The organism is Sphingomonas sp. QA11, from assembly GCF_028473665.1.
In the GTDB taxonomy this organism is placed as follows: Bacteria; Pseudomonadota; Alphaproteobacteria; order Sphingomonadales; family Sphingomonadaceae; genus Sphingomonas; species Sphingomonas phytovorans.
In genome coordinates this window covers 2,016,963-2,035,399 of sequence record NZ_CP098774.1, presented here as the reverse complement: position 1 = coordinate 2,035,399, position 18,437 = coordinate 2,016,963, and the positions used below count along the sequence as shown (strand labels likewise).

Below are 18,437 nucleotides of genomic sequence, written 5' to 3'. Positions count from 1 at the left end.
GCTACATCATGGCTGCAATGCTTTACAGCCGTCGTGCCGCAGACAGTAAGGTACAGTCTGAGGTATCGATCTATGACTGACGCTTTTCATCCTTCCGTTCTGGATCCGACCGCGCGAACTGTCGTCGATCGGCTGCAGAGAAAAGCGAGCAAACAGCTACCGACGCTCTTTCGCCACTATTTGCCCCGCTTGCCTTCCATGCTGCTCGGGCGCCCGGTCAAGCCGCCCAGGGACATTGGCTTCTTCGACGACAAACTCCTGCCGCTCAATCCTGCGCAAGGCGATCTCCTCTACCTGCTTGCCCGGGCGCGGAGACCGCGCTGCGCCGTCGAATTCGGCACATCCTTCGGCGTCTCGACCATCTATCTCGCCTCGGCGATTCGGGACGCGGGTTGCGGCGGACGCGTGATAGGCACCGAACTGGTGCCGGCGAAGGCGGCGGCAGCGCAAGCGAATCTCGCGGCGGCCGGTCTCGCCAACCTGGTGGAGATCCGCGAGGGCGACGCACGCGAAACGCTAGCCTGCCTCGATGAGCAGGTGGACTTTCTCTTGCTTGATGGTTGGCCGCAACTTGCGCTCGATGTTCTTCGAACGGTCGAGCCGTCGTTATCGAATGGGGCGATCGTGTTCGTCGATAATGTCGCGCAGTTCCGCATGGAATTGAAGCCGGTGATCGAACGTCTGTCGAGCCCGACCTGGCGGACCAGCATGTTGCCTTTCAGAAGCGGAACACTCGTGGCCGTACGCGAAAGCTGAGCGGGCTGGCATATCTCCACGTCGAAACGCCTCGAATGCTAAGCTAGCGCCTATGGGATCGCCTGCCCAATCGCTGCTCAAGCGGATTTTGTTGGGCGCGGCCGGAACATGAAGGCGACCGGCTGGTTATAAGGAAGGGCCGGGACGGTTCCAATGCATATGGACCGCTATGCTCGTGAACCGTAAGGCTTTGCGAGAGTAGCCGATTATTCTAGCTGGGGGCGGGCAAGCGGTTTTGCATTCACGGTCGAGCGTCATCCTGTTGGCCAGCGCATGCGCGATGGCACAACCTGCCACGGCGCAACGGCGTCCAGATCCGCTCGAGCAGGCGCGGGATAGTCAGAAAGAATCCGCCAAGGCGACTGATCCCGCGGGACAGGGTGCCGACGCGCCGATCATCCCGGATTCGCAGTTCGAGCAGGCATTGCCGGCGATCGACCCCGCCCTGAACCAGCCGCTCGCGCCGATCGAAAGCATTGATTTGATGCCGGTGACGCAGCCAGCCACTCCTGCCGGTGCGCAACCGGCGCAGCAGCCCGCCGCCGCGCCCGCCGCGGTCGACCCGGCGCTCGCCGAACCACTGCCGCCATTAGCGGGCTTCGACGTCGAGCCGCCTGCCGCGGCCACCGGCAAGGAGGCCTCCGATGCGCCTCCCGAGCTTCGGTATTCGGTCAAGGTCGAGGGGTTGGAAGCGGTCGGCCTGGAGCATCCCTTCCGGGCGCTCTCCTCGCTCGACAAGGGGGACGGCAAGGGCGCCAACGGCGCGGTGATTTCAGCCCGTGCCCGGGAGGATGAGGGCCTGGCGCTGCGGATGTTGCGGGCCGAAGGCTATTATGACGGCGTCGTTTCGTCGCTGGTCGAGCCGGTGCAGAACCAGCCCGGTCGAGTCACCGCGACGATCAGCGCCTCGCCCGGTTCGCGCTATACGCTCGGCGCGATCGTGATCGAAGGGCCCGAGACGGTGCCGCCGGGCCTTGTCAGGAGCGCGCTTGCGTTGCGGACCGGCGATCCGATCGTCGCCAGCGCGATCGAGGCAGCGGAGGGTGGCGTGGCGCTGCAATTGCCGCAGCAGGGCTATCCCTTCGTCAAGGTCGGGGAGCGCGACATCGAGCTCGACGATGCGACTCATCTCGGCGCCTATACGCTGCCGGTCGATCCCGGACCGCGTTCGTCGTTCGGCACGTACTCCACGACCGGCAAGCTGGCGTTCAACGCGGCCCATGTCGGCGTCCTCGCGCGGTTCAAGCCGGGCGAACTCTATGACGACCGCCGAGTCAACGATCTGCGCGAGGCGCTGGTCGCGACCGGGCTGTTCGACAGTGTCGCGGTCGAGCCGCGGCGTACAGGCCAGCTCGCGCCCGATGGGACCGAGGTGGTCGACCTGCTCGTCACCCAGAATGCGGGTAAGCCCCGACGGCTGGCCGCGACTGCCGGCTATTCGACCGGGCAGGGCCTGCGACTCGATGCGAGCTGGACACATCGCAATCTGTTCGGCGCGGAAGGGTCGCTTGCGTTCAGCGGCACGGCAGGAACCCAGGAGCAGGGCGCGGCCGCGACGTTCCGCCGGGCCAATGCCGGACGGCGCGACAAGACGGTGCTGCTTTCGGTTACCGCCAATCGTCAGAATTTCGACGCATACAAGGCGCTGACGCTGGGTATCAACGGCCGGATCTCGCTTGATTCAACGCCGATCTGGCAGAAGCGCTGGACCTGGGCCTATGGCTTCGAACTGCTTGGATCGCGCGAAGACACGTTCCAGGCGGCGACGGGCAAGCGCGCTTATCAGAATTACGGCATCGCCGGGATAAACGGCCAGGTCGGTTTCGACAGCACCAACAGCCTGCTCGATCCGACCAAGGGCTTCCGCGCGATGGTCCGCATCAGCCCCGAGACGTCACAGACCGAAGGCAGCAACTATCGTTATATCCGCGCCCAGATGGACGGCAGCACCTATTACCCGGTCACGGACAGCCTGGTGATGGCGGGTCGAATCCGCGTTGCCTCGATCGCCGGCGCACCGCGCGATGCGATCGCGCCCTCGCGTCGGCTTTATGCGGGCGGTGGCGGCTCGGTGCGGGGTTTCGGCTATCAGCAACTCGGTCCGCGCGACAGCAACAATGATCCGGTGGGCGGGCGCAGCCTGGTCGAGGGCGCGATCGAGGCGCGGTACCGGTTCGGCAATTTCGGGATCGTACCCTTCTTCGACGTCGGCCAGGCCTATGCCTCGACCCAGCCCAAATTCACCGACCTGCGCTACGGCGCCGGCATCGGTGCGCGCTATTATACCAATTTCGGCCCGGTTCGCTTCGACGTCGCCACCCCGCTTGGCCGGCGCAAGGGCGAATCCAAGGTCGCGATCTATATCTCGATCGGACAGGCCTTCTGATGCCGGAAACCGACGTCGAGACCGCCGCACCGGCACCGCGCCGCCGTTTCCCGATCGGGCGCATCGCGACCTGGCTGGCCATCGCGCTCGCCGGTCTGCTCGCCCTGGCGATCGTCGCGGTCTTCGCGCTGAATACCGACCCTGGCCGGCGTTTTCTGGTCGGCAAGCTCTCAGGCTATGAAACGGCATCCGGCCTCAAGGTCGAGCTCGGGCGCCTGGACGGCTCGCTCTACGGCAAGCTCACCATCCGCGACCTGAGGATCAGCGACCCGAAGGGAGTCTTCGCGACCGCGCCGCGGATCGATCTCGACTGGCGGCCCTTCGCCTTCATCCGCAACCACGCTGATATACGCTCCGCCGCCGCGCCGTTGATCACGCTCGCCCGGTTGCCCGAGCTGAAGCCGGTGCCGAGCGATCCCAATGCGCCGACCCTGCCTGATATCGACATCGATATCGGGCGCCTGAAGGTCGGACGTCTCGTCCTCGGCGCGCCGATCACGGGCACGCGACGGACAATGACGCTCGATGCGGTGGCGCATATCGCCGATGCTCGCGCGCAGATCACCGGCAACGCCGCCGCGCTCGACGGGGGCGATCGGCTTGCGCTCGTGCTCGATGCGGTGCCGGACCAGGATCGCCTGATCGTCGACGCGCGACTCAATGCTCCGGCCGGAGGGATCGTCGCGGGGATGGCCGGGCTGAAGCAGCCGCTGGCCGCGCAGATCAACGGGCGCGGAAGTTGGTCGTCCTGGCAGGGCAAGGCCGAGGCAGCGCTCGGCGGTAAGACGCTTGCCGCGCTGGACGTCACCGCGCGCAACGGCACCTTCACCGTGCGCGGGCCGCTTCATCCCGGGTTGATCCTGGCCGGGCCGGTCGAGCGGCTGACCGCACCGGCGTTGCTGGTCGACTTCACCACCACGCTCGCTGCGCGCCGCGCGACCACAAGGCTGTCGCTGCGCTCCAATGCGCTGGCGGTGACGGCTAATGGCGTGGTGGATCTGGCGAAGAGTCGTTTCGAGGGCATGCAGGTCGAGGCAGGGCTGCTCACCCCGGGATCGATCGCACCGAATCTCAACGGTCGCGATGTCCGCGCCTCGCTTCGCCTCGACGGTGCCTTTGTCCGGCCGCTGGTCGATTACAAGATCAGCGCGGCGGCGATCGGCTTCGATAAGACCGTGGTGCAGGGCCTTTATGCCGAGGGGCGCAGCCGGGTTGATGCCGACCGGATCATCGTGCCCGTCTCGGCCCGCATCGCGCGAGTCACCGGGTTGAACGCTGCGGCCGGCGGACTGCTCACCAAGGTGACCGTGAACGGCGAGTTCGCGATTTCCGGGGATACCATCCTGTCGGACAATCTGCGCATTCGTTCGCCGCAGATCGACGCGACCGCGATCGTGGTCGCCGACCTCTCGACCGGCATATATCGTGCTGGCCTGAAGGGCCGGATCAACGATTACCGCATCGACGGAGTCGGCATCATCAACGCCACGACCGACATGAAGCTGGTTACCGTAGCGTCGGGTGGCTTCGGGCTGAAGGGGCGGTTCGGGGTCGCCACGGTGAAGCTCGACAACGCGGGCGTCGAGAATTTCCTCGGCGGCCGCGCCGTGATCGTCGGCAACATCAGCTTCGATCCGAAGGGTGTGTTCCGGGTCGAGAATCTGCGCGTTGCGGCACCAAGCTTCCGCCTCACCGGAGGCCAGGGCAGCTATCTGCCCGATGGCCGAATCGCCTTCACCGCGCAGGGCAGTTCGACGCAATATGGCCCGCTCGCGCTTGTCGTGTCGGGCACCGCCGAGCGCCCGCTGATCAGGCTGCGCGCCAGTCGTCCCAATGTCGGCGTGCAGCTCAGCGATGTGGAGGCGACGATCCGGGGCACAGGCACCGGCTATGCCGTGGTGGCGACCGGCGGATCGCCCTACGGGCCGTTCAACGCTGACGTGCTGATCCGCACCGGCGGAGGGCCGCTGACGATCGACATCCACCGTGCGCGTTTCGCCGGGGTCGATTTCGCCGGCACGGTTCGTCAGGCACCCGCGGGTCCGTTCCTGGGCCGGCTCACCGCCAACGGGTCTGGGATCAACGGCACCGTCACCCTGTCGGCGGTCGGCGCCGTGCAGCGCGCCCAGGTTTCGGCCCGCGCAAACGGCGCGCATATCCCCGGCGAGGCAAAGCTCGTGATCGAACGCGCGATCGTTGAGGCGACGATCACGCTCTATGCCAAGGCGCCGGAAATCGTCGCCGATATACAGCTTGCCGGCGTCCGCCAGGGCGGCTTCTACCTCCAGACCGCGCGCGCCAAGGTGAATTATCAGGGTGGCCACGGCACCGCGCAAGTCGTCGCCAACGGCGAGAGCGGCGTGAGCTTCCGCGTCGCCGCCAACGCGCAGCTTTCGCCTGACCTGTACCGGGTCGCGGCGCAGGGGCAGGTCGGCACCGTGGCATTCCATCTGGCCCAGCCGGCGATAATCAGGAACGATCATGGCACCTATGCGCTCGCGCCGGTCGCGATCGTCGTGCCGCAGGGGCAGGTCCGGGTTGCCGGGCGCTATGGCAAGACCCTGGAGCTTCAGTCGCGGTTCGACAATTTCGATCTCGCGATCCTCAATGCGTTCGCTGCCGGTGCGGGCATTGGCGGCCGCGCGACCGGCAGCCTCGACTTCGTACAGGCCGGGTCGGGAATGCCGCGCGCCGATCTGCACCTCGACGTTCGCGGTTTCACGCGTTCGGGGGCCGCGGTCGTCTCGACGCCGGTCGACATCTCCGCGCTTGGCACGCTCCGTCCCGAAGGCGGCACGCTTGGTGCGCTGATCAAGCGCGGCGGGGCGGCGATCGGCCGGGCGCAGGTGCGGTTGCAGCCTGTCGGCGAGGGGGACTGGACGACCGCCCTGATGAATGCGCCGCTGGGCGGCGGAATCCGCTACAATGGCCCGGCCGATGTCTTGTGGAGCCTGGCCGGCCTCGCGAACCAGACGCTTACCGGCCAGATCGGCATTGCCGCCGATTTCTCCGGCCGTCTGTCCAGCCCGCAACTGACCGGCCTGATCCGGGCCAATGCGCTCGCTTATGACAATGAGACCTATGGCACGCGCATCAGCGCGATCCGGCTGAGCGGCCGCTTCACCAGCGACCGGCTTGAGATCACCGAATTCAACGGGCGCGCCGGGAAGGGCAGCGTTTCAGCAAAGGGCAGCGTCGGCTTCGGGGCCGATGCGGGCTTCCCGATCGATATAAGGGCGACATTGAGCAACGCGCAGCTTGCCCGCAGCGATGCACTTGGCGCGACCGTCTCCGGGGATATCGCCGTCACCAACAGCAAGGCGAATGGCGGGCTGGTCTCCGGTACGCTTAACCTGCCCGAGGTACGGTACGAGATCATCCGCCAGGGCGCGGCCGAAGTCGCCGAGCTCCAGGGCGTGCGGCGCAAGGGCACCAGCCGCGCCCAGGCAGCGAGCGATGCCGCCGCGGCGGCGGCAGGCGTGCCCAGCCTGTTCAAGCTCGACCTGCGAATCCATGCCGACAATCGCCTGTTCGTTTCCGGCATGGGCCTGGAGAGCGAATGGAGCGCGGATTTGCGGGTCGGCGGCACCTCCGCCACGCCGGAAGTCATCGGCAATGTCGATCTGGTGCGCGGCACCTACAATTTCGCGGGCAAGCGCTTCGATCTTGATCAGGAGAGTGTGATCCGTTTCGAGGGCGGCGCGGTGACGAACCCGTTGCTGTCGATGAAGGCGACGGCGACCATTTCCGGCACCGCCGTCACGATCAATATCGCCGGCCGGGCGCAGAACCCGCAGATCACCTTCAGCTCCTCGCCCAGCCTGCCGCAGGACGAATTGCTCTCGCGGATCCTGTTCGGCAATTCGGTGACCGAATTGTCGCCGATGCAGGCGATCCAGCTTGCCGCCGCGCTCAATTCGTTGCGCGGCTCGGGCGGCGGGCTCAATCCGCTCGGCAAGCTACGGTCGGCTTCCGGCATCGATCGCCTGCGGGTTCTCGGGGCGGACGAGGCAACCGGGCGCGGAACGTCGGTCGCCGCGGGCAAATATATCTCGAACGATATCTATGTGGAGATCGTCACCGATACCCGGGGCTTCACCGCGACCCAGATCGAGATCGCCCTGTCGAAGGCGTTGAGCATCCTGAGCCAGACCGGCGGCTCCAACGGCACCGCGATCAACCTGCGCTATTCCAAGGATTATTGACGATAGAGCCCGAGGCTATCGTGCCGGCGACAGGCTGATGATCCGGACCACGGGCCCGGTCCGGATACCGGGTTTGGGGCGGATCACGGCGACCTGCCTGCCACCGCGTAGCAATTGAGCATATCGGGCGAGTTCGTCCGGGAAATGTGCCGGGTCGGCACGATAGCCGTCATAATGGCTCAGGATGACGAAGTCGGCGCGGCAGGTGGGAAGCAGCGCGGCATCCACATGGGCAAGATCGACGACGGCCCGTCCCGATCGCAGGGTCTCTACCTCCGAATAGCGGATTCGCTTGGCGAGGATATCCTCGACATCGACGCAACCGGCGGAGCCGAGGGGAAACAGGAAGCGCCAGGCGCCCATCTGAAGCAGATCGAACGCGGCATGTTCCACCACGATCCTGCTGCCGGGCGGAGCGTTTTCCCTGATCCAGGCACTGGCGGCCTGGCGCGTGTCATGCGCACGCTCTGTTGCACTGACCTTCGCGGCCTGGAGCATCGGGAGCGCCAGCAACAGCGCTGCCATGGCTTCGAGCAGGGGGAGGCGGCGATTCACCCGGGCGCGCAACCAGTCGGCCAGCCAGCACAGCTCCGCCGCTGCCGCGATCGCCGCGAAGGGCAACAGCGGCACGATCCAGCGTTCCCAGAGCAGGGCCTGAGCGCCGATGACCAGCAGGAACGCGAGGGCGCCGGGCAGAACTGCGACGGTTGCAACCCGCGCGCGACGCAATGCGCCGATCGCGCCGAGCAGGACCAGGGCGAGGCCAGCTCCGCCGAACGACGCCAATAGCGGATGGCCCGCATACCAGGCGAGATTGGCCAGGAAACCGCCGCCCGTCGCACCGGGATGTGCCGTCCGCGCTTCACCGGCGAGGTTTTGCACTACCGTGGGATAATCGAGCAGCAGATAGGGCGAAACGAGCAGCAGGGTGGCAAGCGCCATGACGGGCAGCAGCGCGACGCGCCGCAGTTCGTGGCGATCATGCCAGCCCCGATAGAGGCCGGCGCACAACGGATTGAGGACGATGATCGCCGCCGGCCATTTGGTCGCGCAGGCAAGGCCTGCCCAGACGCCGGCCATCAGGTAGTCGCGCGGCCGGCCCCCGCGCGCGATGGCCACCGCCGATCGGGTGCTCAGCAGCATGAAGACGGTCGCCTGCACGTCGGTGCGGATGATCTGCGAATATTCGATATGGACCGAGTTCACCGCGAGGAACGCCGCGGCGACCAGCCCGAGCCTGGGGCCGCCAAGCCTTTTGCCCAGCGACCAGGTGAGCCAGACGCAGGCAATGCCGCAGGCGACGATGAACAGCCGGGCTGGCAGGAACAGGATGCCGGGATCGGCATAGACGGCTGCCATGAGCGCCTGGCTGTCAGCGAAGCGGCCGGTGGCGATGCCCAGGCCGCCCACGCCCAGGCTGACCAGGGCGAGGCAATAGAGGGTCGTGGTGCCCGGGTGACCGAACCAGCCCGGATTGAGGCTGTGGTTTCGCAGCATGTCGAGCGACTTCATCACGAACAGCGGCTCGTCCGGATCATTCAGCGCGGGCAGGCCGAAGCCGACGCCATAAATCCGCAATCCCGCCGCGATCGCCAGGATGAGCATCAATATTCCAGCTTCCGTCCATTGGACGAGCAGCCGGTTACGGGCCGGAGCGATCGGTTTCGTCATGGTATCGAAAGACATGACGTGGAGCGACGATGCGAACCGTAATCCTGGCCGGCGGATTGGGCACCCGGCTCGGCGAAGAAACCAGCGTCCGGCCGAAACCGATGGTCGAGATCGGCGGCATGCCGATTCTCTGGCACATCATGAAGATCTATTCTTCGGCCGGATTCAACGACTTCGTCATTTGCCTCGGGTACAAGGGCTATTTGATCAAGGAATATTTCGCGAATTATTTCCTGCACACCTCTGACGTCACGATCGACCTGCGCGGCGGGAACGGCATGGAGGTGCATTATGCCCGCAGCGAGCCGTGGCGCATCACCCTGGTGGAGACCGGGCCTGCGACGATGACCGGCGGGCGGCTGGCGGCGATCCGTCACTATCTCGATCCGGACGAGCCCTTCTGCTTCACCTATGGCGACGGCGTCGCCGATATCGATGTTGCGGAGCTGGTGCGCTTCCACAAGGCGCATGGGCTCCGTGCGACGATCACCTCGGTCTCGCCGCCGGGCCGCTTCGGCGCGCTTGAGTTCGATGGTAACCGCGTCATCGATTTCCGCGAGAAGCCCGCGGGCGACGGAGGGCGGATCAACGGCGGTTTCTTCGTTGCCGATCCGTCGGTGCTCGATCTGGTCGACGGGCCGGAGAGCGTCTGGGAGGCCGGCCCGCTCGAGCAGCTGGCACGATGCGGAGAACTGATGAGCTATCAGCATGACGGGTTCTGGCAGCCGATGGATACGCTGCGTGACAAGATGCAGCTCGACGAACTGTGGAACACCGGCAGCGCGCCATGGAAACGCTGGTGAGCGGCACCTGGTCCCGCCGCCGGGTGCTCGTGACGGGACATACCGGCTTCAAGGGGAGCTGGCTCAGCTTGTGGCTCAATGCGATGGGTGCCGAGGTCACCGGCTTCGCCCTCCCGCCGCCGACCGAGCCGAGCCTGTTCGAGACGGCGCGGGTCGCGGGGCTGGTCAGGCATGTGGAAGGCGACGTACGCGACCTGGCGGCCGTCCGGGCAGTGGTGGAGGCGAGCCGGCCCGAGGTGATCTTCCATCTCGCCGCGCAGCCGCTCGTCCGCCTGTCCTATGTCGAACCGGTCGAGACCTACGCAACCAATGTGATGGGCACCGTCCATATGCTCGAAGCGGCACGGCGCGCGACCGGCGTGAAGGCGATCGTCTGCGTCACCAGCGATAAATGCTACGAGAATCGCGAATGGATCTGGCCGTATCGCGAGAACGATCCGATGGGCGGGCACGACCCCTATAGCAGCAGCAAGGGGGCGGCCGAACTGGTTGTATCGGCCTGGCGACGTTCCTTCTTCGCCGAGGGCGGGCCGTTGCTCGCGTCGGTCCGTGCGGGCAACGTCATCGGCGGAGGCGACTGGGCGGCGGATCGGTTGCTGCCCGACCTGGTCCGCGCGTTCGAGGCCGGTGCGGCACCGCTGATCCGCGCGCCAGATGCGGTGCGGCCATGGCAGCATGTGCTTGAAGCGCTCGGCGGCTATCTGATGATCGCGGAGCGGTTGCTGGCCGGTGAAAGACAGTTTGCCGATGCCTGGAATTTCGGGCCCGGCGACGAGGATGCCCGCCCGGTTTCCTGGATCGTCGAGCGGATGCGCGCCGGCTGGGGCGGCGGCGCGGCCGACGCGGTGCCCGACACCGGCGCACGCCCTCATGAGGCGGGATTGCTTCGGCTCGATTGCTCCAGGGCACGGGCGGCATTGGGCTGGCGGCCGGGGCTGACGCTGGAGCAGGCGCTCGACTGGATCGTTGCGTGGCACAAGGCCGTGGCATCCGGCGCGGACGCACGGACAGTCACGCGCGCGCAGATCACTGATTATCAAACCGCTACGGGCCGGCTGGACGAGCGCTCGGCTGCCTGAGCCGGTGCGCTCGCGAGCGTCAGCATATTGCCCAGGCGTAGCGCGATCGGGAAAGCCGGCAAGGGCACGCGATCAAGCTTCAGGCCGATAGTCCACGCCGCCTGTCGGGCCAGGAAGTCGATCGGGAAATGGTTGTAGCTGCGGTTCACCGCGACCTCGCCATAGCCCGCGCGGATCAGGAGATTGTGGATCGTCGTCGGATTGTAGAGTTCCGGATGCTGGAGGCAGAACGGCGGCCAGCGCACGCCCATCACGCGGCGGAGCAGCGAACGCTCGTCATGGGTCACTATCATCAGCGTCCCATCAGCGCGCAATTTGGTGCGTATCTGCTCAAGGGCAGCAAGCGGATCGAGCAGATGGTCGAGTACGTGCACCATCACCGCCAGGCTCACTGAACCGTCCGGCACGGCGGACAGATCGTCCATGTCGGGAAGCACCGTCGCGGGGCGCCCGCCCGTTGCCCTGCGCAGCTGATCATGGATGGCGCGATTGGGTTCGAACAGCCAGAAATGCTCGAAATCGCCGCGCTGCGCCGCTTCCCCGACGATATAGCCGATGTCGGGCCCGATCTCGAGATAGTCGCCATCGAGCATGGCGCGCGCCGCTGCCGCCTCGAAATAGCCGCGCTGCGTGGCGGCGATCGCGTCGCTGGTCACGAGATCCATATTCGGCGCCATGCTCGAATAGAGATTGGCGAGCTGCGGGCCATCGAAGAAGATCGGATTGTAGAGCAGCCCGCAGGCGAGGCAGCGATGATAGGAGAAGAACAGCTTTTCCTTGAAAAGCCCGGACCAGAAGGGGCGAAGCGATTCAAGGGTCTTCGCTTCGGCACGCTGCGCGCTGCGGACTTCCTCCCGAGCGTCATTGGTGCCGCATAGCGGGCATGGGCGCCGCAGGAATTCATGGTCCATCATGTCTCCTTTCCAGCCGGCCGGAAGGTGACGTGGCTGTGCCAGAAATAGCTGCCGACGATCAGGATCGCGGTGAAACCCAGCTGGGCCAGTATCGGCGGCAGGCCGGCGACCTCGACCAGCAATGGCAACGCTGCCCAGTTGGCGGCATAGTTGAACAGGTAGAAGCTGGAAAAGGCGCCGAACTCGCGGGCCAGATTGCCGCGGGTCCTGAACACGCCGAGCTTGTAGGTCGCAAAGGCGAAACACAGGCTCACCGCCTGGGCGATGGCCAACGCCAGCATATAGTGATGCTGGAGTGCGGCGAAACTCCACAGCAGCAGCGGGTAGATACCCAGGCCGAAGCCGGTGTTCGCCGCCCCCGCCACCAGGAAACGCAGCGGGCGCCGTCCGTTGCCGGCTATGCCGGCCTTCACGATTCTTCCCACAACGGAATCCGCATATTCTCGCGCAGCACCTCGCGCGGGAGGAAGGGCGAAAGGTCCTCGAGCGCGGGCGAGGTGATCCGTCCGTCGGGATGCGCCTTGGCGCCGAGCTTGGGCGCGAACGAGACATTTTCGTCGACGACCAGCTCGCACAGCACCGGCCCCGGCGCGGCAAGGGCTTCGGCAATGGTGCCGGGCAGGTCGTCGTGAGTTTCCGCCCGGAAATAGGCGAAGCCGAAGGCGGCGGCGACCTTGCCGAAATCGGGGAAGGTCACGTTGCTCTTGGGGCCGCCGCCGACTTCGACGCCATCGAAGAAGTTGCGGTGAGTCTGGAAGATCGAGACATAGCCGCTGTTGTTGATCAGGAAGACCTTCACCGGCAGGCCATAGCCTGCGATCGTCTGCATCTCCTGCAGGTTCATCATGATGCTGCCGTCGCCGGCGATCGCGATCACCCGCTGCTTGCCGCCGGTCGCTGCACACACGCCGATCGCGGCTGGCAGGTCGTAGCCCATCGTCGCGCAGCCGGAATTGGTCCAGAGCCGCTGGCCGCGCTTGATCTCGGCTGCCTGGAAGCTGACGACACAGGCGCTGCCATTGCCGGTGACGACGACATCGTCCTCGCCGAGCTGCCGGAACAGGGCATCCATCGCGACATAGGGGTGAAGGTGCGGCCCGTGGTCGTGATATTCGGGCAGCACCACGGGGAAGCGGCTGACCCGCTCGCGCGCCCAGTTCATCCATTCGCGATGCCCCGCTGTCGGCCCCTCATAGGGCTGGTCGAGCAGCGCCGGTATCAGCGTGCCGAGATCAGCCACCACGGGCATGTCCGGCACCACGTTCGGCTTGCGCAACTCGACCGGATCGATGTCGACCCAGATCTTGAACGCCGCGCGCGCGAAGCTCTGCCAGTTATAGCTGACCTGGCGGATGTTGAGGCGGCTGCCCAGCACCACCAGCAGGTCCGCGCTCTGGGTTACCATATTGCCGGCACGGTCGCCCACCGTACCGGGGCGGCCGGCATAGAGCGGATGATCGTTCCACAGCACGTCGTGCGCGTTCCAGCCGGTGACGACGGGAACGCCGAGCCGGTCGATCAGGCGCAGGAAATCGGCATAGGCGCCGGAAAGCCGCACGCCGCCCCCAGCGAACACCACCGGCCGTTCCGCGTTGCGGAGCCGGTCGAGAATCGCTGCCGCAGTCGTCGGCAGGTCGGCATGAGTCCAGGGCTCGTCCAGTTCGGCTGGATCGAACCCGCCCAGCGTATCCGGGTCGATCTTCATCGCCTGCACGTCGAGCGGGATATCGAGCCATACCGGCCCGGGACGCCCGCTGGTCGCCAGGTAGATCGCCTTTTCGAGATGGTAGCGGATCGATCGCGGATCAGTGACCATCGTCGCATATTTGGTGATCGGACGAACCAGTTCCTCGATGTCGAGTTCCTGGTCGCCATATTGGCGCAGCGGCAGGCCGGTGGCGCGCACCGTTGTCTCGCGCTTCACCTGGCCGGAGAGTACCAGCATGCCGATTGAATCGACCCACGCGCCATAGACACCGGTGATCGCATTGGTCCCGCCCGGCCCGGACGTCACGTTCACCACCGCCAGCTTGTTGGTGAGCCGGTAATAGGCCTCCGCCGCCATCGACAGCGCCTGCTCGTGATGAGTGAAGGTCGTCGCGAGGCGCGGATGCGTGCCGAGCGAGTGGTTGAGGTGCATCGCACCGCCGCCGGTGAGCATGAAGACATGCTCGATGCCGTGCCTGACGAGCTGTTTCGCCACCCAGTCGGAGAGTTTTATCAGGGTCATCGTGTCCATCTGTTCGAAAGCGCGGTGCGCCGGATCGCCTCGTCGAGGCCGATCGTGGGAGAGAGGCCGTGCGCCCAGCGGATTGCCTCGGTCGACGGCACGTAGCGGCCGGGGTTCCAGCCGGGATCGGGCCGGCCGAGAATCTCGACGCCGGGCCCGCCGAGCAGGGCGGCGGTGCGCCGCGCCAGGTCGGCGATCGAGACAGCTTCCTCGGACCCGACATTGAACACTGCGCCCGCGTCCCCGCTGATCAGCAATGTCCAGAGCCAGACGGTCAGGTCGGCGGCATAGAGGTAGGAGCGCACCGCCGTTCCCGCGCCGTCGACCCGGATCGTCCGCCCGGCAATGGCATCGCGGATGAAGTTGCCCGCGGCGAAATGGATATCGAGCGAGAGAAGCGGCCCGAGCAGCGCGAAGATGCGTGCATTGACCACGTCGAGCCCGAATTGCTTGCCATAGATGGCGCAGAGCATCTCGGCCGCGCGCTTGCCCTCGCCATAGGCCGAGCGCGGATCGCGTTGATCAGGGCCGCCCGTCCAATCCTCGGGGACATGCGCGACATCCCAGGGCTGCGCGCCATAGACGGCGCCTGAACTGAGGAAGAAGAAGCGCCGGGCGCCGCATTCGACGGCGAGATCGAGCGCGCGGCGCGTACCGGTGACGATCGTGTCGAACATGAGACGCGGATCGTTGGCATTGAGCGCGGCGCTGGCATCGGTCGCGGCGTGGATCACATGGGTAAACCGGCACTCCGGCGGCACGAAGCTGATGACATCGCCCGCCACGAACCGAAAGCGCCGGGCGAGATGCGGTACCCTGGTTGCGAAGGCGCCCGGATCGCGGCTCAGGATCGTCACGTCGATGTCGATGTCGGCGCGGTTCAGCGCTTCGAGCATCCAGCGGCCGATGAACCCGGTGCCGCCGGTCATGAAGATGCGTGCGCCTTCCAGCCGCGGCCAGAGCGGCGCGAGCGCGGTTTGCACCGCATCGAGATCCTCATCGAGGATCATGCGGGTACCAGCCCGAGCGACGGGCGATGTTCACGGTGCGCGCGGACTACGCGCGCCACGCTGTCCAGCGCGAGCGCCCAGAGGATCAGCGCGACCAGGCCCGGCCGCACGAAATGCCCGATGGCGAGGCCGAAGCTGGGGCTCACCGGCCGGCCGCCGAGCCAGCTTTCGAGGGAGAGATCGAGCACCGTCGAGAGCGGCCAGTCGGTCACGAGACACAGCAGATAGGCGCAGACGATCGCCACCACCGGCCCGATGCCGCGCCACGCTTCGAGCAGGACGAGGAACAGCAGAAAAGCCTGGGTGTAGCCGCCCGGCGACTGGGTGACGAGCAACATGCCGAGCAGGATCGTCGAGATGCGATACGACGGCAGCGCGCGCGGCTGAAGCCAGGCGGCGGCCAGCGCCAGCACCGCGATGCCCTGGCTTGCATGGATCACCACCGGCACCAGCCATTCGATCATCTCGACCGTACGCGATGGCACGAACTCGAGCACCGGGATCTGCGAGTTGCGGACCTGAAGCAGTGGCGCGTAGCTGGTCGAATAATGGATCTCGTTCCATACCTGCCCGCCCTGGAAGACCACCCAGTTGGCGGTGTTCGCGGCGATTTCCATCGGCGTGCCGCTGCCGATGATCGCGAGCGTCACCAGATAGAGCGCGATGGTGGCGATCCCCGCCAGTTCGAGCGGGCGCCAGTCGCGTTTCACCGCATGCGCCAGTACCGGCAGCAGCAGATAGGGCTTGAAGTTGATCGTCGCGGCAGCGGCGAAGGATCGCCACGCCGCGGAGCGGACGAGCGGACCATGGGCGAGGATGAAGCAGGGCAGGGCGGCCAGGATCAGGTTGCCGCGTTCAAGCGTGAACAGCAGCGGCAGGCCCAGTCCGAAGGCAATCGCCCGCATCGGCGCGGTGCGCGGGTCGGTGCGATGGAAGCTCCACCAGGCGAGCGCGACGTTCAGCCCGTAAAGAGCCAGGATCGTGGTGCGCGCCACCCAGTCGCAGTCCCGGGCATGGAAAGGCGACTGCAGATAGCAGCCCGGCAGGCTGAACAGGTCGAGGAAGACGAAGGACAAGGGCGGGTACACCGTGCGCCACACCGAAAAGGCACCGGGATGGTTCGCCCAATAGGCGGTGTTGAACCAGTCCATGAAGGTGTCGTTGGTATCGAACACGAAGGGCTGGGGCAGATAGCCGAGGTCGTGGAAACGCCATGCCGTCCACGCGACGCTCGCCGCCACGGCAAGCATCAGCGCGATCTCGGGCAGCAGGGACGGCAGTGCTCGCCGGTTCATGGCCTGCGGACCAGCGTCCGTTCGGCGGGCCGGGCGCGGTCCTGGGGGAAGTTGAGCCGTTCCCGCTCGATCACCAGCGGCACGTTGCGGCTGCGTTCGGCAAGCATGCGTACCTGCTCGCCGATCAGGCCGAGGAAGAGCAGGAGCACCGCGAACATCGCCGTGGCCAGCGTCATCCCAAACAGGGGCCAGGCGCTGCCGCCGCCGATCGCGGTCACGATCGTCCCGGCGGAAAGCGGAATGACTGCGGCGGCTGCGAGGAAGGCGAGGGGAATGGGCAGCCGCAGCAGCGACTTGGCCGATCCGGCCAGTCCGGAGAGGGCGAAGGAGAAGAGGGTCGCGAAACCGTTCTTGGTCTCGCCGGCCGCGCGCTCCGGCCGGTCGAACGGCACGACCGCGATGCGGAAGCCGCTTTCGACCACCATGCCGCGGAAAAAGGGTTCGGGCTCGTTCCACGCGGCGAGCGCGTCGACCACTTCACGATCGAACAGGCCGAAACCGGTCGCGCCGGGGATCACCGGATAGTCGCCGTAGCGGCGCAGGAAACCATAACCAAGCCCGCGGGCCATCCTCAGCAACGGCGATGCGCGTTCGGACCGGCGCTGTCCCAGCACCACCTGCGCACCGGCGCGCCATTGTTCGACGAGCGCGCCGATCATCGCCGGCGGATCCTGGAAATCGGCGCCCATGCCGATCACCGCGGCGCCCTCGGCCTGATAGATGCCGTAGGTCGGCGAACGCATCTGGCCGTAATTGCGGTTGTTGAAGATCGCGCGGATACGCGGGTCCCCGGCACACAGGTCGCGCATCAGGGCACGGGTATTGTCAGTCGAATCATTGTCGATCAGGATGATCTCGTGCGAGCGGACATGGCGCTCCGCCTCGGCCGTTACCGCCGTACAGATCGCCCCGACATTTTCTTCCTCGTTGAAGCAGGGAATGACGAACGACAGCTCGATTGCCCCGTCGCCGGGCGTCATCGTTCGCCATCCTCGCGCTGCCGCAGGCCGAGGTTGATGCCGGTGGCCGGCGCATAGATCTCCGTGAACAGCGCGGCCAGGATCACCAGCGCAAGCAGCGCGACGGCGGAGATATTGTACTTCCGGTCGGCGTCGAGGCGCGGCGCCTCGATGATCTGAACGTCCGAAGCCGTCTCCGACGCGAGCGTTTCGACCGCCACTTCCTCGGATGAGCGGGCATAGACCTCGTAGAGCGCCTGGGCGAAGCGATAGTCGCGATAGAGGTTGAGATATTCGCCGGAGACTTGCGAAAGGCCGGTGACGTTGGGCCCCGTGACGCCAAGCCGGGCCTGCGCGGTGCGCGCGATCTGCGCGCGGATCGAGGCGACTTCCGACTGGACCGACTGGAGTTGCGGGTTGTCCGGCCCCTGGAAGCGTTGCAGCGTCTCAAGCTCGACCAGCTTGGCCTGAAGCTGCGCCTCTAGCCCGGTACGCAGTGACAGTGCCGATCCCAGCTGTGCCTCGGGCTCGGCGAGGTTGTTGCGCCGGCGGAAACCGTCGAGGGCGGTTTCAGCCGTCGCCACCCGGGCCGCGGCTTCCTTGAAGCGATCCTGCACCACCTGGCGCTTGCGGCGAACCCGGTCGCGCCCCAGCGCGATGATCCGGTCGCTGATCGCGCGGACATAGGCCTCGGTCAGCGCCTGTGCCCGGACCGCATCGTGCATGCGGACTTCCACCTCGACGATGCCACCGGTCAGGGAATGGACGTCAACCTTCTGCGCCAGGGCGACGCGCGCCTGGTCGACGCTGGCATAGCCCTGCGGCCCGACCAGCCGCAGCCGGCGGATCACGTCGTCGGTCACCTCAGTGCCGCGCGAGATGGCGAGATACAAGTCGACCGGCTGCTTGACGCCGCCGAGCAGTGCCGCGAAACCCTGGAGCTGGCCCCCGAGCGCGTTCATCATCGAGCCGAGCCCGACGCTGTTGCTATCCTGCGGGAGCATCTTCGCGCGGGCTACATAGGGATGCGGAAACAGGCAGAGTGCGGCCAGCAGCAAGGCAAGCACGGCATAGGCCATGCGGCGCGAGCGCTGATTGCGGACGACGCCGACGGCGCGAGTCATGACGC

13 protein-coding genes are annotated in these 18,437 nt (G+C 66.3%); 5 read left to right on the top strand and 8 right to left on the bottom strand.

The annotated features are described in order from the left end of the window. Nucleotides 1-72: 72 nt before the first annotated feature. The 3 genes from NDN01_RS09300 to NDN01_RS09290 all read left to right on the top strand — a co-directional run bounded on the left by NDN01_RS09300 (nt 73) and on the right by NDN01_RS09290 (nt 7,347). Nucleotides 73-756 carry an O-methyltransferase gene (locus tag NDN01_RS09300; RefSeq protein ID WP_272627113.1) on the top strand — a complete coding sequence of 228 codons (684 nt, stop codon included), beginning with the start codon at nt 73-75 and terminating at the stop codon, nt 754-756. Nucleotides 757-1,036: 280 nt separating this feature from the next. After that, entirely contained in the window at nt 1,037-3,142 is a 2,106-nt protein-coding gene (locus NDN01_RS09295; protein ID WP_272627112.1) for an autotransporter assembly complex protein TamA, read from the top strand. Next, on the top strand, nt 3,142-7,347 hold the full coding sequence (locus tag NDN01_RS09290) for a translocation/assembly module TamB domain-containing protein (protein WP_272627111.1): 4,206 nt from the start codon (nt 3,142-3,144) through the stop codon (nt 7,345-7,347). The genes NDN01_RS09295 and NDN01_RS09290 overlap by 1 nt, the downstream gene beginning before the upstream one ends. Before the next feature lie 15 nt (nt 7,348-7,362). Here NDN01_RS09290 and NDN01_RS09285 read toward each other — a convergent pair whose 3' ends face one another. Further along, a complete protein-coding gene (locus NDN01_RS09285) occupies nt 7,363-9,018 on the bottom strand; it encodes an ArnT family glycosyltransferase (RefSeq protein WP_272627110.1) in 1,656 nt (551 codons plus the stop codon). Between the two features lie 29 nt (nt 9,019-9,047). Between NDN01_RS09285 and rfbF the strand changes: the two genes are divergently transcribed. Further along, a complete protein-coding gene (rfbF, locus tag NDN01_RS09280; protein ID WP_272627109.1) occupies nt 9,048-9,821 on the top strand; it encodes a glucose-1-phosphate cytidylyltransferase in 774 nt (257 codons plus the stop codon). Continuing rightward, a complete protein-coding gene (gene rfbG, locus NDN01_RS09275; protein ID WP_272627108.1) occupies nt 9,818-10,900 on the top strand; it encodes a CDP-glucose 4,6-dehydratase in 1,083 nt (360 codons plus the stop codon). The genes rfbF and rfbG overlap by 4 nt, the downstream gene beginning before the upstream one ends. Here the strand turns inward: rfbG and NDN01_RS09270 are convergent. Genes NDN01_RS09270 through NDN01_RS09240 form a run of 7 tightly spaced genes read right to left on the bottom strand, consistent with a single transcriptional unit; the run spans nt 10,858 to nt 18,432 of the window. After that, the gene (locus NDN01_RS09270; protein WP_272627107.1) at nt 10,858-11,814 is read right to left on the bottom strand and encodes a class I SAM-dependent methyltransferase; all 957 of its coding nucleotides are present in this window, start codon (nt 11,812-11,814) and stop codon (nt 10,858-10,860) included. The genes rfbG and NDN01_RS09270 overlap by 43 nt on opposite strands. Next, nucleotides 11,811-12,227: a GtrA family protein gene (locus NDN01_RS09265; protein ID WP_272627106.1), complete on the bottom strand. Its 417-nt coding sequence runs from the start codon at nt 12,225-12,227 to the stop codon at nt 11,811-11,813. The genes NDN01_RS09270 and NDN01_RS09265 overlap by 4 nt, the downstream gene beginning before the upstream one ends. Next, the gene (locus NDN01_RS09260; RefSeq protein WP_272627105.1) at nt 12,224-14,044 is read right to left on the bottom strand and encodes a thiamine pyrophosphate-binding protein; all 1,821 of its coding nucleotides are present in this window, start codon (nt 14,042-14,044) and stop codon (nt 12,224-12,226) included. Before NDN01_RS09260 ends, NDN01_RS09265 begins: the two co-directional genes overlap by 4 nt. Continuing rightward, nucleotides 14,041-15,054 carry an NAD-dependent epimerase/dehydratase family protein gene (locus tag NDN01_RS09255; protein ID WP_272627104.1) on the bottom strand — a complete coding sequence of 338 codons (1,014 nt, stop codon included), beginning with the start codon at nt 15,052-15,054 and terminating at the stop codon, nt 14,041-14,043. Before NDN01_RS09255 ends, NDN01_RS09260 begins: the two co-directional genes overlap by 4 nt. Next, on the bottom strand, nt 15,051-16,349 hold the full coding sequence (locus tag NDN01_RS09250; RefSeq protein WP_272627103.1) for a hypothetical protein: 1,299 nt from the start codon (nt 16,347-16,349) through the stop codon (nt 15,051-15,053). Before NDN01_RS09250 ends, NDN01_RS09255 begins: the two co-directional genes overlap by 4 nt. Beyond that, nucleotides 16,346-17,329: a glycosyltransferase family 2 protein gene (locus NDN01_RS09245; RefSeq protein WP_272627102.1), complete on the bottom strand. Its 984-nt coding sequence runs from the start codon at nt 17,327-17,329 to the stop codon at nt 16,346-16,348. Before NDN01_RS09245 ends, NDN01_RS09250 begins: the two co-directional genes overlap by 4 nt. Beyond that, nucleotides 17,326-18,432 carry a capsule biosynthesis protein gene (locus NDN01_RS09240; protein WP_272627101.1) on the bottom strand — a complete coding sequence of 369 codons (1,107 nt, stop codon included), beginning with the start codon at nt 18,430-18,432 and terminating at the stop codon, nt 17,326-17,328. Before NDN01_RS09240 ends, NDN01_RS09245 begins: the two co-directional genes overlap by 4 nt. Nucleotides 18,433-18,437: the final 5 nt, after the last annotated feature.

Bases quoted from the DNA above. Each gene is read 5' to 3' on its own strand.
- NDN01_RS09240 (WP_272627101.1), bottom strand. From the start codon at position 18,432: ATGACTCGCGCCGTCGGCGTCGTCCGCAATCAGCGCTCGCGCCGCATG.
- NDN01_RS09255 (WP_272627104.1), bottom strand. From the start codon at position 15,054: ATGATCCTCGATGAGGATCTCGATGCGGTGCAAACCGCGCTCGCGCCG.
- NDN01_RS09290 (WP_272627111.1), top strand. From the start codon at position 3,142: ATGCCGGAAACCGACGTCGAGACCGCCGCACCGGCACCGCGCCGCCGT.
- NDN01_RS09295 (WP_272627112.1), top strand. From the start codon at position 1,037: ATGGCACAACCTGCCACGGCGCAACGGCGTCCAGATCCGCTCGAGCAG.
- rfbF (WP_272627109.1), top strand. From the start codon at position 9,048: ATGCGAACCGTAATCCTGGCCGGCGGATTGGGCACCCGGCTCGGCGAA.
- NDN01_RS09260 (WP_272627105.1), bottom strand. From the start codon at position 14,044: ATGACCCTGATAAAACTCTCCGACTGGGTGGCGAAACAGCTCGTCAGG.
- NDN01_RS09245 (WP_272627102.1), bottom strand. From the start codon at position 17,329: ATGACGCCCGGCGACGGGGCAATCGAGCTGTCGTTCGTCATTCCCTGC.
- NDN01_RS09270 (WP_272627107.1), bottom strand. From the start codon at position 11,814: ATGATGGACCATGAATTCCTGCGGCGCCCATGCCCGCTATGCGGCACC.
- NDN01_RS09250 (WP_272627103.1), bottom strand. From the start codon at position 16,349: ATGAACCGGCGAGCACTGCCGTCCCTGCTGCCCGAGATCGCGCTGATG.
- NDN01_RS09285 (WP_272627110.1), bottom strand. From the start codon at position 9,018: ATGACGAAACCGATCGCTCCGGCCCGTAACCGGCTGCTCGTCCAATGG.
- NDN01_RS09300 (WP_272627113.1), top strand. From the start codon at position 73: ATGACTGACGCTTTTCATCCTTCCGTTCTGGATCCGACCGCGCGAACT.